The sequence below is a fragment of the Aestuariimicrobium kwangyangense DSM 21549 genome, assembly GCF_000421525.1.
Lineage (GTDB): Bacteria > Actinomycetota > Actinomycetes > Propionibacteriales > Propionibacteriaceae > Aestuariimicrobium > Aestuariimicrobium kwangyangense.
The window spans coordinates 575,422-590,115 of sequence record NZ_ATXE01000002.1 but is presented as its reverse complement, the minus strand read 5'-3'; the positions used below and the strand labels follow the sequence as shown (position 1 = coordinate 590,115).

General features: G+C 68.8%; 12 protein-coding genes. 10 read left to right on the top strand and 2 right to left on the bottom strand.

Annotated elements, in window-relative coordinates; translation table 11 throughout:
- The first annotated feature begins 8 nt into the window (after positions 1-8).
- The 3 genes from H507_RS0109350 (at position 9) to trpS (ending at position 3,568) form a co-directional block, all read left to right on the top strand.
- On the top strand, positions 9-1,454 hold the full coding sequence (locus tag H507_RS0109350; RefSeq protein WP_022910456.1) for a DEAD/DEAH box helicase: 1,446 nt from the start codon (positions 9-11) through the stop codon (positions 1,452-1,454).
- Positions 1,455-1,565: 111 nt separating this feature from the next.
- Entirely contained in the window at positions 1,566-2,426 is an 861-nt protein-coding gene (locus H507_RS0109345; RefSeq protein ID WP_022910455.1) for a PHP domain-containing protein, read from the top strand.
- A 26-nt stretch (positions 2,427-2,452) separates the two neighbouring features.
- Positions 2,453-3,568, top strand: a complete 1,116-nt coding sequence (gene trpS, locus H507_RS0109340) for a tryptophan--tRNA ligase (RefSeq protein WP_051139764.1) — start codon at positions 2,453-2,455, stop codon at positions 3,566-3,568.
- 11 nt (positions 3,569-3,579) lie between these two features.
- On the opposite strand, the gene H507_RS15900 is transcribed toward trpS, so the two are convergent.
- On the bottom strand, positions 3,580-4,857 hold the full coding sequence (locus H507_RS15900; RefSeq protein WP_022910453.1) for an MFS transporter: 1,278 nt from the start codon (positions 4,855-4,857) through the stop codon (positions 3,580-3,582).
- A gap of 194 nt (positions 4,858-5,051) precedes the next feature.
- Between H507_RS15900 and H507_RS0109330 the strand changes: the two genes are divergently transcribed.
- From H507_RS0109330 to H507_RS0109300, 7 genes are all read left to right on the top strand, one after another.
- Entirely contained in the window at positions 5,052-6,494 is a 1,443-nt protein-coding gene (locus tag H507_RS0109330; RefSeq protein ID WP_022910452.1) for an alpha-N-arabinofuranosidase, read from the top strand.
- Positions 6,495-6,505: 11 nt separating this feature from the next.
- Positions 6,506-7,531 carry a LacI family DNA-binding transcriptional regulator gene (locus H507_RS0109325; RefSeq protein WP_022910451.1) on the top strand — a complete coding sequence of 342 codons (1,026 nt, stop codon included), beginning with the start codon at positions 6,506-6,508 and terminating at the stop codon, positions 7,529-7,531.
- A gap of 1 nt (position 7,532) precedes the next feature.
- Positions 7,533-8,846, top strand: a complete 1,314-nt coding sequence (locus H507_RS0109320) for a glycoside hydrolase family 27 protein (protein ID WP_040438058.1) — start codon at positions 7,533-7,535, stop codon at positions 8,844-8,846.
- Positions 8,847-8,889: 43 nt separating this feature from the next.
- Positions 8,890-9,585 carry an L-ribulose-5-phosphate 4-epimerase gene (locus tag H507_RS0109315; protein ID WP_040438266.1) on the top strand — a complete coding sequence of 232 codons (696 nt, stop codon included), beginning with the start codon at positions 8,890-8,892 and terminating at the stop codon, positions 9,583-9,585.
- Positions 9,582-11,180: a xylulokinase gene (locus H507_RS0109310; RefSeq protein ID WP_022910448.1), complete on the top strand. Its 1,599-nt coding sequence runs from the start codon at positions 9,582-9,584 to the stop codon at positions 11,178-11,180. The genes H507_RS0109315 and H507_RS0109310 overlap by 4 nt, the downstream gene beginning before the upstream one ends.
- A gap of 21 nt (positions 11,181-11,201) precedes the next feature.
- Positions 11,202-12,704, top strand: coding sequence for an L-arabinose isomerase (gene araA / locus H507_RS0109305; RefSeq protein ID WP_022910447.1), 1,503 nt, complete (start codon positions 11,202-11,204; stop codon positions 12,702-12,704).
- Positions 12,705-12,825: 121 nt separating this feature from the next.
- The gene (locus tag H507_RS0109300) at positions 12,826-14,367 is read left to right on the top strand and encodes a glucoamylase family protein (RefSeq protein WP_022910446.1); all 1,542 of its coding nucleotides are present in this window, start codon (positions 12,826-12,828) and stop codon (positions 14,365-14,367) included.
- Here H507_RS0109300 and H507_RS15895 read toward each other — a convergent pair.
- Positions 14,305-14,694 carry an MGMT family protein gene (locus H507_RS15895; RefSeq protein WP_022910445.1) on the bottom strand — a complete coding sequence of 130 codons (390 nt, stop codon included), beginning with the start codon at positions 14,692-14,694 and terminating at the stop codon, positions 14,305-14,307. The genes H507_RS0109300 and H507_RS15895 overlap by 63 nt on opposite strands.

The following is a 14,694-nucleotide window of genomic DNA, read 5'->3' as shown; positions in this document are numbered from 1 at the left end:
GTACAACCGTGCACACGTTCTCTGATTTCGCGCTGCCCAGCGCCATCGTCTCCGAGCTCACCCGACAGGGGCTCACCACGCCCTTCCCCATCCAGGCTGCCTCGCTGCCCGACTCAGTCGCCGGCAAGGACGTGCTCGGTCGTGGGCGCACCGGCTCGGGCAAGACGCTCGCGTTCGCCCTGCCGATCGTGACCCGCCTCGCGGGTGCCCCCGCCAGCCAGTCCCGCCGCCCCCGGGCGCTGGTGCTCTGCCCGACCCGTGAGCTGGCCAACCAGATCAACGCCACCATCGAGCCTCTGGCCAAGGCCGTTGGTCTGACCGCCACCACCATCTTCGGTGGGGTGGGGCCGGCGCGCCAGATCAGCGCCCTTCGCTCCGGCGTCGACATCGTGATCGCCTGCCCGGGTCGGCTCGAGGACCTGCTCGGCCAGCGTGCGCTGACCCTTGACGGCATCGAGATCACGGTGCTGGACGAGGCCGACCACATGGCCGATCTCGGCTTCCTCCCCGGGGTCAAGCGGATCATGGACAAGACACCGCAGCGCGGACAGAGGTTGCTGTTCTCGGCCACCCTCGACAACGGTGTCGACCAGCTCGTCAAGCGTTACCTGCATGCGCCGGTGACCCACTCGGTCGACAGCGCCCAGTCCCCGGTCGCGGCCATGACCCACCACTTCTTCGTCGTGGGAGACCTGGACGCCAAGCGTGACATCGTCCACGAACTGGCCTCGGGCACGGCCCGCCGGGTGCTGTTCACCCGGACGAAGCACACCGCCAAGAAGCTCGCCAAGCAGCTCACGGCCTCGGGCGTGCCTGCTGTCGACCTGCACGGCAACCTCAGCCAGAACGCCCGCGAGCGCAATCTGGCTGCCTTCTCGTCCGGCGAGGTCAAGGTCCTGGTGGCCACCGACATCGCCGCGCGCGGTATCCACGTCGATGACGTCGACCTGGTCGTGCACGTCGACCCGCCGGCAGAGGACAAGGCCTACCTGCACCGCTCGGGACGAACCGCTCGCGCCGGTCACAGCGGCACGGTGGTGACCCTCGCGCTCGCCGAACAGCGTGACGAGGTGCGCCAGCTGATGCGCCGGGCCAAGATCACCGCCGCACCGGTGCATGTGGCGGTCGGCCACGCGGCCGTGAACGACCTCATCGGCGTGCGCGCAGCTCACGTCCGTCCGGCCCCGGTGGCTCCTGTGGCCACTGCGGCGCGTGGCGCACAGAGCCCTCGCGGTGGGCAGAGCAGTCGCGGTGGCCAGAGCACCCGTGGTGGCCAGTCGGCTCGTGGGACCCAGTCCGCCCAGAACTCCAGGAACGGCCAGTCATCTCGCAGCAGCCAGCCCGCCCGCAGCGGGCAGGGTGGGCGCGGTCAGCGGGTCACCACGGGCACCGGCGGTTCAGCCGCCGACGCCTCCCGTTCGTTCCGTCCCCGACGCAGCTCCTCCTCGCGCTGATCCGAGCACGCTGGTCGCAGGGCACCCCGGTCACTGTCCCCGGACTTCGGCGGGGCTGGTTTCTGGGGTTCCTCCGACGGGCTGTGGGTCCTGCTTCGGCATGATGGGCTCATGCGCATCGACCTGCACACCCACAGCTCCGTCTCGGATGGCACCGACACCCCCAGTGCCTTGGTGCTCGCTGCTCTGGCCGTGGGGCTCGATGCCATCGCGCTGACCGACCACGACACCTTCGACGGCGTCCCTGAGGCCAAGGAGGCCGGCCGCCGGGCCGGGCTCACCGTGATCGCCGGTGTCGAGATGAGCGCCCAACTGGACGGTGTCTCCGTGCACCTGCTCGGTTACGGGATGGATCGGCGCAACCGTCCGCTGCTGGCCGAACTCGGCTTGCTGCGGGAAGGTCGGGTCGGGCGGGTGAAGGCCATGGCCGACCGGCTCACCGAACTCGGGATGCCCCTGACCGAGGCCGAGATCGTGGCCGCCGCGAAGGCGTCACCTTCGATCGGACGCCCCCACGTGGCTGACGCGATGGTGGCGAAGGGCTACGTCGCCGACCGGGACGAAGCCTTCCGTTACTGGCTCGCCGACGACAAGCCCGGCTATGTGCACCGCTACTCCTGCGAGCTCGGACGAGCCATCGACCTGCTGCACGCCGCTGGGGGAGTGGCCGTGATCGCCCATCCGTGGTCGCGATCCAGCCGCTCCGTGCTCACGGCCGAGGTGATCAGTGATCTGGTGCGCGACCACCAGCTCGACGGCATCGAGGTCGACCACCAGGACCACGACGCCGACACCAGGTCGCTGCTGTCGGACCTGGCCGTCCGGCTCGGTCTGGTGCGCACGGGATCGTCCGACCACCACGGGACCGGAAAGGTGGGCTTCCCGTTGGGGGCCAACCTCACCCGGGAGACCGCATTGGGGCAACTGCGTCGACTCAGCGCCGCGCGGGGGGGTCAGGTCGAGCAGGTGTAGGTTGGTCACCCGTGACCGACCCCGCGATGACCCCGGCCGACCAACTGACCGACGGCGACGCGCTCGAGGCCTCGACCTCGGACGCCTCCCTGGCTTCGAGCATGAGACGCAGCGACGAGATCGAGGCCGACCTCGCAGCCGGCAAGGGTGCCCGCTACCGCATGTTGACCGGCGACCGACCGACCGGACGACTGCACATCGGGCACTACTTCGGATCGCTCGCGAACAGGGTGCGCCTGCAGAACCTGGGTCTGGACACCTTCGTGTTGATCGCTGACTACCAGGTGATCTACGACCGCGATGGGGTGGGCGAGCTCGCCGACAACGTGCTCAACTGCGTGACCGACTACTTGGCCATCGGCATCGACCCCGAGAAGTCGACCATCTTCGCCCACTCGGCGGTGCCGGCGTTGAACCAGTTGATGCTCCCGTTCCTGTCGCTGGTCACCGACTCGGAGTTGAGGCGCAACCCCACCGTCAAGGACGAGATGGCCGGCTCCAGTCGGCCGATGTCCGGCCTGATGCTCACCTTCCCCGTGCACCAGGCGGCGGACATCCTGTTCTGCAAGGCCAACGTCGTGCCGGTCGGCAAGGACCAGCTACCCCACATCGAGGTCACCCGGGTGATCGCCCGCCGCTTCGACGAGCGCTACGGACGAGCCAGGGCCGACCAGCCGGTGTTCCCCCAGGCCGATGCCCTGTTGTCGAAGTCGCCGCTGCTGCTGGGCATGGACGGCTCGAAAATGTCGAAGTCGCGAGGCAACACCATCGAGATCGGGATGACCGCGGACGAGACGGCGAAGCTGATCAAGCGTGCGGTGACCGACTCGAACCGGACCATCACCTACGACCCCGCGAATCGTCCCGAGGTGTCGAACCTGCTGATGCTCGCGGCGCTGTGCACCGATCGTGACCCGATCGAGATCGCCGACGAGATCGGCGACGGCGGCGGGGGCGGACTGAAGAAGCTGGTGACCGAGGCCGTGAACGAGTACTTTGCACCGATCCGGGCCCGTCGCCTCGAACTGGCCGCCGCTCCCGACCACGTGCTCGGGGTGCTGCGCCAAGGCAATGGGCGCGCGAACGAGGTGGCTGACGCGACCCTCGACGACGTGCTCACCGCCATGCAGATGCGCTACTGAACCCGCGCGCCTCAGGTGGCCGGGCGCGAGCGCGCGATCCGGGTGAGCGCCGCGATGGCGACCGCCCCGACCACGAGGGCGACGGCCCCCACCAGCACCGCCCCGATCACCCCGACGGCCGACCCCAGCAGCGCCAGCGAGACACCGTTGCCCGTCCGCAGCCCGTTCGCCATCATCGAGTAGACGCCCACGACTCGTCCGCGCTCGTGGGTGGGAGCCCTGAGTTGCACCACTGCCTGACCGATCGACATGGCCGCCAGACTGGCGACGCCCCCGATGAACAGGGCCAGCAGGGTCAGGCCGAACCAGTGCGAGGTGGCCACCACCACGGTCGTGGTGCCCAGCAGCACCGTGGCCACCACCGCCGAGGCCAGTGTGGGACGAATCCGGCCGCTCGCTTCGAGCAGCACCCCGCCGAGCACCCCGCCAGCACCATTCGCGAACAGCAGCAAGCCGTACCCGATGCCGCTCCCGGCCCCGAGACGGTCACCCAGTGACGGCATGGCCACCTGCAGGGAGGTGCCCACGCACACCGCGACCAGGCCACCCAGCGTGACCAGACCGATCAGCACCTTGTCGTCGCGAACGGTGCGCAGCACCGAGAAGGTGTCGAGGATCGAGAGGCGTCGGGTGCGGACGAAACCGTCGCGCACGTGCCCGGTGAACGGGGTCCGGAGCATGAGCAGGGTCATCGGCAGGTAGAAGATCGTGTTGGCGAGGATGCCCCAGGACTGACCCAGACCCAGGAGCAGAGCAGACCCGACCACCGGGCCGGCCAGGATGCCCAGGCTCTTGAAGGTGGCATTCAGCCGCACGGCGCTCGGCAGTTCGGGGGGAGCGGCGAAGTCGTGCAGCATCAACTGTTCGGCCGGGCCCCACAGGGCCCCGGCGCACCCGTGCAGCACCAGCAGCACGCAGGCCTGCCACATCTGCAGGCTGCCGGTCAGGAAGAGCACGCCCCACACCAGTGAGACGAAGGCGAACAGCCCCTGCGCCACCTGGATGATCCGGCGGCAGTCGAACCGCTCGGCCAGCGAGCCGAACCAGACCGACAGCGTCAGGAAGGGCAGCCAGTGGCTGATCACCTGGAAGCCGACCAGTGCGGGGGAGTGGAAGACCTGCCAGAGCACCCAGTAGGTGATCACGTGCTCGATGTTGTCGCCCATCATCGACAGACCGGCCGTCACCAGGTAGGGCCTGGAGTGGCGATCGCGCAGGGCACCGAACCGTCGCGGGGGTGCGGTGCTGGGTGCTGTCGATGCGCTGGACGTGGTGAACTCCTCGAGCAAGGGCGGAGCTCCAGCCTACGGCTGGCGGGACGGGTGGCCGGGGATCGTCCCAGTCGCCGAATGGCCCCGGGACGGGTGCAGGGAGGGCGCTGCTTGTGTATCGTTACAGGAGCTGCTCTGTATCGTTACAACGAGTTCACCGCTGGGCAGCGCCAGGCCGGCTCCGCACACTTCACCGCCGAAGGACCATCCGCATGATTCGTCTCGCCCCTGCCGACACCCCCGTCACCCTGGATCGCCGCATCCAGGGCCAGTTCGCCGAGCACCTGGGCCGCTGCATCTACGAGGGCATCTGGGTCGGCCGCGACTCCGAGATCGCCAACAAGAACGGCATCCGCACCGATGTGGTGCAGGCGCTGCGCCACATCCAGGTGCCCCTCGTGCGTTGGCCGGGCGGATGCTTCGCGGACGAGTACCACTGGCTGAAGGGGGTGGGACCCGAGCGGCAGCCGATGGTCAACACCCACTGGGGCGGTGTGGTCGAGCCGAACGAGTTCGGGACCCATGAGTACTTCGACCTGGTCAACCAGCTCGACGCCGAGGCCTACATCTGCGGCAACGTCGGAAGCGGCACCGTGGCCGAGATGCACGACTGGGTCGAGTACATGACCCTCGACTCCACCGCCCCGATGGCCGAACTGCGCAAGCACCACGGACGCGAACAGCCCTGGAAGCTGGAGTGGTTCGGGGTCGGCAATGAGTCCTGGGGCTGCGGTGGCAACATGCTGCCCCTGCACTACGCCAACCTGTACCGCCAGTACCAGACCTATGTGCGCCAGTACGGGCCAGAGCGGGTGGCGCGGATCGCCTGCGGCCCCAACGCCGAGGACTACGAGTGGACCGAGGTGTTGATGGCTCGGGCCGGCGGCCACATGGACGGCCTCAGCCTGCACTACTACACGCTCCCGACCACCGACTGGTCGGCGAAGGGGGCCGCCACCGGTTTCGACGAGTACGGGTGGCACGAGACCCTGAGGCAGACCCGACGGATGGACGAGTTGGTCACCGCCCACAGCCGGATCATGGATCGCCACGACCCCCACAAGCGGGTCGCCCTCGTGATCGACGAGTGGGGAACCTGGTACGACGTGGAGGAGGGCACCAACCCCGGCTTCCTGTACCAGCAGAACACCCAGCGTGACGCCATGGTGGCGGCCATCAACCTCAACATCTTCCACCGCCACGCCGACCGGGTGCGCATGACCAACATCGCCCAGATGGTCAATGTGCTGCAGTCGATGATCCTGACCGACGGCGCCTCGATGATCACCACTCCGACCTACCACGTGTTCGACCTCTACCGCGACCACCAGGATGCCGAGTACGTGCCCACCCCGGCCGGCGCGCTGGGTCCCGACGGCGAACTGACGGTCTCCCGCAAGGGGGACGACTGGACGATCAGCGCCGCGAACACCTCCCTGGAGCGCGAGCTGCCCGCCGAGTTCGAACTGCCGCGTGGCGTGGGTGAGCTGCTCCGCGCCCAGCTGCTGGGCTCCGACGCCCCCGACTCGCACAACACCTTCGACCAACCGGACGCCGTCTCGCTCGCCGACCTGGCCGTTCGGGTCGACGGGGGCCGGGTCAGCTTCACGCTGCCGCCCCACGCGGTGGCGACCGTCCGCGTGCGGCTCGGATAGGTTGCAGCTCCATGGGCACGATGCAGGACGTGGCTCGCCATGCGGGCGTCTCGGTGATGACGGTCTCGAACGTGATCAACGGGCACCCGCATGTGCGCGAGTCCACCCGGCAGAAGGTGCTGGCCGCGATCGCCGAACTGGACTACCACGTCAACACCGCCGCCCGGAACCTGCGCCAAGGGCGTAGCGGCGTGATCTGCCTGGCCGTGCCCGACATCGATCGCCCCTATTTCGGGCTGCTGGCGACCTTGCTGATCGAGCGCGCCGCCGCACGGGGGTACGAGTTGGTGGTCGAACAGACCAGCGCGCGCCGTGACCGGGAACTCGACTCGATCACCCGCTCACGCCTGCGCAGCTACGACGGGGTCATGCTGAGCTCGGTGCAGTTGCACGACGACGATGCCACCCTGCTGCGCGGCGACTTCCCGTTGGTGGTCTTCGGCGAGCGTCCCTTCAGCATCCCCATCGACCACGTCGCCATGGCGAACGAGCGTGGCACCGACCTCGCCACCCAGCACCTGATCGACCAGGGCTGCACGCGGATCGCGATCATCGGGGGTCAGGTGGGCACCGGCGAGGTCGACGTGTCGACGCTGCGAGCGCAGGGATACCTGACGGCCATGGAGCGAGCCGGGCTCACGGTCAACCCGCTCTGGGTGCACCACGCCGACTACTCCTTCGAGGGAAGTCTGGAGTCCACCGGTCGACTGCTCGACGAACTCGGTGGCGAGGGTGGTCAACCTCCCGTTGACGGCCTGGTCTGCGCCACCGACGTGATCGCGGTCTCGGCCATCAGGGTCCTGCGCGACCGGGGGTTCAGTGTGCCCGAGGACGTCTTGGTCGTCGGGTTCGACGACGTACCGTTGGCCCAGTTCCTCACGCCCTCGCTGACCGCCGTCCGGCCCGACCACGAGGGCATGGTCGACGCGGCCCTCGACATGCTGGTCGAACGCATCGAGGGCCGTCGCGACCCCGATGACTACCGCACCTTCATCGGCGACGTCACCCTCGTCCAACGCGAATCCACCAGGAGATGAGATGAGCCCTCGCCCACCCATGGGCTGGAACAGCTGGGACTGCTACGGCACCACCGTCACTGAGGACGAGGTGCTCGCCAACGCCCACTTCATGGCCGAGCACCTGCTGGCACACGGATTCGACACGGTGGTCGTCGACATCGACTGGTCGGATCCGACGGCACGTTCGCACGGGTACAACCCCGAGGCACCCCTGCAGCTCGACGGGCACGGCAGGCTCGTGCCCGACCCGGGCCGATTTCCCTCCAGTGCAGGCGGGGCAGGTTTTCGTCCACTCGCCGACCAGGTGCACGCCCTCGGGCTGAAGTTCGGCATCCACACGATGCGGGGCATCCCGCGCCTGGCCGTTGCCGCCGACCTGCCCATCGCCGGTTCCCCACACACCGCCCGGCAGGTGGCGGTCGAGACCAACTCGTGTGAGTGGAATCCCGACATGGTCGGCCTCGACCACACCCACCCGGGCGCCCAGGACTACTACGACTCGACCATGGCCCTCTACGCCGAGTGGGGCGTCGACTTCATCAAGGCCGACGACATGTTGTGGCCTTACCAGGCGGCCGACATCGAGGCGTACTCCCGCGCGATCGCCAAAACCGGGCGGGAGATGCAGTTGAGCCTGTCACCGGGAAGGGACCTGTCGCTGAGCCGACTCGACCACCTGCGGCAGCACGCCACCATGTGGCGCATCTGCGACGACCTGTGGGATCGCTGGAGCGATGTCGAGGCCAACTTCGCCCGCTTCGCCCGCTGGGCCCCCCATGCCGGTGAGCAGGGGTGGCCCGATGGCGACATGCTGCCATTGGGGCGGATCGGCATCAGGGCCGAACGTGGTGAGCCTCGCGACGACCTGCTGACCCCGGACGAGCGACGCAGCCTGCTCACCCTGTGGCTGATGGCTCGCTCTCCGCTCATGATCGGTGGAGACCTACCCAGCACCCGACCCGAGACCATCGCGCTGTTCACCAACGACGAGGTGCTCGCCGTGCTGGACTCCCGCGACAACAGGGAACTCTTCCGTGAGGGCGACACCGTCCTGTGGGGGGCACGGGGCATCCGTGAGGGACAGCCGGTGGCGTGGGCTGCCTGCTTCAACCTGGCCGACGTGGCGCGCGAACTGGTTCTCGACGTCGGCAACCTCGGACTGGTGCCCGGCGAGGGGCCACACCTGGTGGAGTTGTGGTCGGGTGAGAGTCTCGTGGTGGAGCCCGTCGACGAACAGTCCGACCGGGCCCGCGGCGTGGCTCCTGGGAGTGGGGCGGTCAGGCTGAACCTGCCGGCCCACGGGGTGGCCCTGTTGCGAGGTGCGACACTCTGAGCCGCTGGCGTGGACCAATCTGTAACGATACATTTGTGGAGTGATCACCGTGGACACCAGACAGATCGACGCCGTCAGGGATGACGTCGCGCGCCTGCACGCCGAACTCGTGCGAGCCGGCTTGGTGGTGTGGACCGGCGGCAACGTCTCGGGACGGGTTCCGGGAACCGATCTGTTCGTCATCAAACCGTCCGGGGTCTCCTATGACGACCTCGCGCCGGAGAACATGGTGGTCTGTGACCTCGACGGACGGCCCGTGCCCGGGCTGCCCGGCTCCGAGCGCCAACCCTCCAGCGACACTGCGGCCCATGCCTACGTCTACCGCCAGATGCCCGAGGTCGGAGGGGTCGTGCACACGCACTCGACCTACGCCGTCGCGTGGGCCGCCAGGGGCGAGGAGATTCCCTGCGTGATCACCGCCATGGCCGACGAGTTCGGGGGACCCATCCCGGTCGGACCGTTCGCGATCATCGGTGACGACTCCATCGGGCGCGGCATCGTCGAGACCCTGAGGGGTCACCGCTCCCGGGCCGTCCTGATGCGCAACCACGGGCCCTTCACGATCGGCAGTTCGGCCAAGGACGCGGTCAAGGCCGCTGTCATGCTCGAGGATGTCGCCAGGACCGTGCACATCGCGCGGCAGGGCGGCGACCTGGTTCCGATCGACCCGGCCGACATCGATCGTCTGTACGACCGCTACCAGAACGTCTACGGACAGCAGGGGGACGAACGTCGATGAGCACCACCTCCACGGGCGGCTCACAGCGCAGCTGCCTGGGCATCGAGCTCGGATCGACCCGGATCAAGGCCTGCCTGGTCGACGCCGACCACCCGACCACCGTGCTCGCCACCGGCAGCCACGCCTGGGAGAACCAGTTCGTCGATCGCATGTGGACCTACTCCCTCGATGAGGTGTGGAACGGCATCCGGGCCGCCATCGCCGACCTCGGCCCGATCGCAGGGATGCGCATCGACGCCATCGGGATCTCCGCCATGATGCACGGATACCTCCCCTTCGACTCCGCCGGTGAGCTGCTGGTGCCGTTCCGCACCTGGCGCAACACCACCACCGCTCGGGCCTCGGAAGAACTGGTGAGCGAGTTGGGCGTCAACATCCCGCTTCGCTGGTCGATCGCCCATCTGCACCAAGCCGTGCTGGACGACGAGCAGCACCTGGCGCGGCTGCACCACATCACCACTCTGGCCGGGTACGTGCACGAGAAGCTGACGGGGGAGCGGGTGCTGGGTGTCGGTGACGCCTCCGGTGTGTTCCCCATCTCCTCGGGTCCGGGCACCGGCCCCGACCACCACCTGGACTACGACCCGGAACTGGTCGAGCGCTACGACCGCCTGGCTGCCGGGCGGGTTCCACCCTTGCGCGACCTGCTGCCGCGGGTGCTGAAGGCCGGTGACCCGGCCGGTTCGCTGACCCCCGAGGGTCTGCGACTGCTCGACCCCGAGGGCACGCTCAGTGCCGGTGTGCTCGTCGAGGGCACCCCGGTGTGCCCGCCCGAGGGCGATGCCGGCACCGGCATGGTGGCGACCCACGCCGTTGCCCCCCGAACCGGCAACGTGAGCGCGGGCACCTCGATCTTCGCGATGGTGGTGCTTGAGCGTCCCTTGGCCAGGGTGCACCAGGAGATCGACCTGGTCACCACCCCGGCGGGAGACCCGGTGGCGATGGTGCACTGCAACAACGGGGCCAGCGAACTGGCCAGCTGGGCCGGGCTGTTCCGACGATTCGCCGAGCTTGCCGGTCTCGCTCTCGACGATGACGCGGTCTACGACCTGCTCTTCCGTGAGGCGCTCGCGGGCGATCCCGACGCCGGCGGCCTGCTCGCCTACAACCAGCTGGCGGGTGAGCCGATCGCCGGGCTGGAGGAGGGTCGTCCCCTGTTCGTGCGCACCCCCGACAGCTCGTTCACCCTGGCCAACACGGTCCGTGCCCAGCTCTACGGGGTCTTCTCCACCCTCGCTCTCGGCATGCGCGTGCTGACCGAAGAAGGCGTGCAGCTCGACTCCCTGTACGCGCACGGGGGAATGTTCCGTACCGCCGGAGGGGCCCAGAGATTCCTGGCCGGTGCCCTCGACGTGCCGGTGAGCGTCGGTGAGACGGCTGCCGAAGGGGGAGCGTGGGGCATGGCCGTGTTGGCCGCCCACGGTCTCGCCCACGGGGGACGCGACCTCGCCACCTTCCTCGACGACCAGGTGTTCGCCGACGCCGCCCTCGTCACCCACGACCCCGATCCGGCCGATGTCGCCGGGTTCGCCTCCCACCTCGAGCGCTACCGCGTCGGACTGGCCGTCGAGGCCGCCGCCGTCGAGGCTCTCTGACCACCCCACCTAGGAGCCCCCATGGCACTCAGCTCGTCGTTCGACGGCCTCACCGTCTGGTTCGTCACCGGATCCCAGCACCTCTACGGCCCCGAGACGCTCCGGCAGGTGGCCGAGCAGTCCCGGCAGGTTGCCGAGGGCCTGGCGGGACTGCCCGTCCGGGTCGAGTGGAAGCCGGTGCTCACCGACACCGATGCGATTCGCAGGCTCGCGCTCGACGCGAACGCAGACGACTCCGTGATCGGGGTGATCTCCTGGATGCACACGTTCAGCCCCGCCAAGATGTGGATCGCGGGACTCGACGCACTGCGCAAACCCCTGCTGCACCTGCACACCCAGGCCAATGTGGCCCTGCCGTGGGACGAGATCGACTTCGACTTCATGAACCTCAACCAAGCGGCACATGGTGACCGCGAGTTCGGCTACATCCAGACTCGCCTCGGTGTCCCACGGACGACCGTGGTGGGCCACGTCTCCAACCCCGCAGTGCTGGCCCAGGTCGAGAACTGGCAGCGCGCCGCCGCCGGTGCCCAGGCCCTGCGCACGCTCAAGCTGGCCCGGTTCGGCGACAACATGCGTTACGTGGCCGTCACCGAGGGCGACAAGACCGAGGCTGAACTCCGATTCGGGGTGCAGGTCAACACCTGGGGTGTCAACGAGTTGGCCGAGGCCGTGGCGGCCGCCACCGATGCCCAGGTCGACGCCCTGGTCGAGGAGTACGTGGCCAGCTACGACGTGGCCGCTGAACTGTTGCCCGGAGCCGAGAGGCACCAGTCGCTGCGCGACGGCGCCGCCATCGAGGTCGGTCTGCGCAGTTTCCTCGAGGCCGGGGACTTCGGCGCGTTCACCACCAGCTTCGAAGACCTGGGGGCGCTCAGGCAACTGCCCGGCCTGGCCGTGCAGCGGTTGATGGCCGAGGGTTACGGCTTCGGAGCCGAGGGTGACTGGAAGACGGCCATCCTCGTCCGGCTCGCGAACGTGATGGGCACAGGACTGCCCGGCGGCGCGAGCCTGATGGAGGACTACACCTACGACCTGGTGCCCGGACATGAGGTCATCCTTGGCGCCCACATGCTCGAGGTGTCGCCCTCGCTCACCACCTCGAAGCCCCGCCTCGAGGTGCATCCGCTCGGTATCGGCGGCAAGGACGACCCGGTGCGCCTGGTCTTCACCGCCGACCCGGGCCCGGCGATTGTCGTGGCGCTCACCGACCTGCGGGACCGCTTCAGGCTGACCGCCAACCTCGTCGAGAACGTGTCGGCGCCCGACCTCCCCAAGCTGCCGGTCGGACGAGCCGTCTGGAAGCCCGCACCCGACCTCGCCACCTCCGCTGCCTGCTGGCTCGCTGCCGGGGCCGCGCACCACACCGTGATGAGCACCGCCGTGGACGTGGAGGTCTTCCGCATCTTCGCCGACATCACCCGCACCGAGCTGGTCGTCATCGACGACCAGACCACCGTGCGCGGGTTCCAGCAGGAATTGCGCTGGAACCAGGCCTACCACCGCCTCGCCCAGGGGCTCTGAGCCCGGGGGCATCCGCTGCGGGTCCACGCGACCTCCGACTTCCAGCGCCGCCGCCGGTTAGTGTGACCGGATCGGGTACCACTCCCGTACCGGGGCTCGACGACGCACTTCGGAGGACAAGATGTCACAGCAGTTCCAGCACACCCCCACCGCACTCGGCCGCAGGGCGCTACTCGCAGGAGGTGTCGGTGTGGGCATCGGCGCCCTCGGCGCCACGGCTCCGACCCCTGCGCACGCAGGCCCGAACCAGAGCCAGCAGGAGCGAAGACTGCTGATGCGCTGGGGCAGGGACACCTGGCATTGCCTCGCGGCCATGGCCGATCCGCGCACCGGCCTGGTGACAGACCTGATCCAGGCCGACCTGACCGAACCCGCCACCGTGACGTCGCCGACCAACATCGGCGGCTACCTGTGGTCAGCCGTCGTCGCCCGCGAACTCGGCATCATCACCCCCGGTGAGGCCAGTCGGCGTGTCCGCCAGACGCTCGACACGCTGTCGCGGATGGAGCACCACACCGCCTCGGGCATGTACTTCAACTGGTACGACCCCCGCGACGGATCCGTCGTCACCGCGTGGCCGGGCAGCGGGGACCCCGTCGAACCGTTCGTGTCGTCCGTTGACGCCGCGTGGTTGGGGGCGGCGCTGCTGGTCGTGCGGAATGCCGATCCGGCCAACGCCACCTTGGCGGGGCGGATGTTCGACCGGATGCGCTTCGACGTCTTCTCCGACCCCACCTTCTGGAAGCCCTACCTCAACTACGGCGGCTTCTACCTGGAGGAGCCGACCCGACTGGCCCGCCCCCCGCGGACCGAGGCGCGTGACCTGATCGGCGCCGGAACCCCGGTCTGGTACACCGCCGACCACCACTACGACACCATCGTCTCCGAGACCCGCATCACGACCTATCTGGGTATCGCCAAGGAGCAGATCCCCGCCACCGCGTATTTCCAGGCTTGGCGAACCTTCCCGCCGGACTGGACCTGGCCCGAGATGACCCCGGTGGGTCAGTGGCGCAGCTACCTGGGGGTCGACGTCTTCGAGGGGGCTCACGACTACCTCGGACGGCGCACCGTGCCGGGCTGGGGGGGCTCGATGTTCGAGGAACTCATGCCCAATGTCTTCGTGCCCGAGGAGACCTGGGCTCCGTTGTCGTGGGGGCGCAATCATGCCAACCACGTGGCCGTGCAACGAGACCATGGCCTGAAGGAGTACGGGTACTGGGGGTTCTCGCCCGCCAGCAACCCCTTCGGGGGGTACTCCGAATGGGGGGTGGACGCGTTGGGGCTCAAGCCCGACGGTTACTTCAGCGATGTGGAACACACCGACCGCACACCCACCGATCCCGACCCGGACTACGGGAACGGTGTCGTCACTCCCCACGCGGCGTTCCTCGCGATGATGCATGACCGGGCCGGGGCGATCGCCACCCTGCAGGCACTGGAGACCAACTTCGACTGCTACGGGCCGGGCGGCTTCCACGACGCGGTGGCGGTCGGCTCTGGCACCGTCGCCCATCGGCACCTGTCGCTGGACCAGGCCATGATCATGGGAGCCCTCGGCAACGTCCTGGCCAAAGGGGTGCTGCAGCGGGCCTTCTCGTCAGGCGCGGTCGAGCGATTGGTCCGTCCTGTGATCTCGCTCGAGGAGTTCGGCGCCAGCTGAGGCACCGAGGGAGGCGTCGTAGGCGTCAGCCCACCGTGCGAGATCGGCGCGGTGGGCACCGATCCGGCAGCCTCGTCCGCTTGGCTTGATCGTGATGCCCTCGTCACGCCAGTGCGCGCTCGCCTCGACCGCGAGGTCGGGTGGCAGGTCACCGGACGCGCTGGTGACGCGCCACCACGTCACGGACGAACCCCACGCGCTCATCACGGCGCCGACCCTGCGCGGACCGGTGCCGACCAGCGCGGCGATGTCCCCGTAGCTGACGACCCGGCCCGCGGGGACCAGGTCGACGGCGCGGAGCACCCTCTCGACCAGGTCCTCGGCCAT

Excerpts from the sequence above, each read along its gene's own strand:
- H507_RS0109345 (WP_022910455.1), top strand. The coding sequence starts at position 1,566 with ATGCGCATCGACCTGCACACCCACAGCTCCGTCTCGGATGGCACCGAC.
- trpS (WP_051139764.1), top strand. The coding sequence starts at position 2,453 with ATGACCCCGGCCGACCAACTGACCGACGGCGACGCGCTCGAGGCCTCG.
- H507_RS0109330 (WP_022910452.1), top strand. The coding sequence starts at position 5,052 with ATGATTCGTCTCGCCCCTGCCGACACCCCCGTCACCCTGGATCGCCGC.
- H507_RS0109325 (WP_022910451.1), top strand. The coding sequence starts at position 6,506 with ATGGGCACGATGCAGGACGTGGCTCGCCATGCGGGCGTCTCGGTGATG.
- H507_RS0109320 (WP_040438058.1), top strand. The coding sequence starts at position 7,533 with ATGAGCCCTCGCCCACCCATGGGCTGGAACAGCTGGGACTGCTACGGC.
- H507_RS0109310 (WP_022910448.1), top strand. The coding sequence starts at position 9,582 with ATGAGCACCACCTCCACGGGCGGCTCACAGCGCAGCTGCCTGGGCATC.
- araA (WP_022910447.1), top strand. The coding sequence starts at position 11,202 with ATGGCACTCAGCTCGTCGTTCGACGGCCTCACCGTCTGGTTCGTCACC.
- H507_RS0109300 (WP_022910446.1), top strand. The coding sequence starts at position 12,826 with ATGTCACAGCAGTTCCAGCACACCCCCACCGCACTCGGCCGCAGGGCG.
- H507_RS15895 (WP_022910445.1), bottom strand. The coding sequence starts at position 14,694 with ATGGCCGAGGACCTGGTCGAGAGGGTGCTCCGCGCCGTCGACCTGGTC.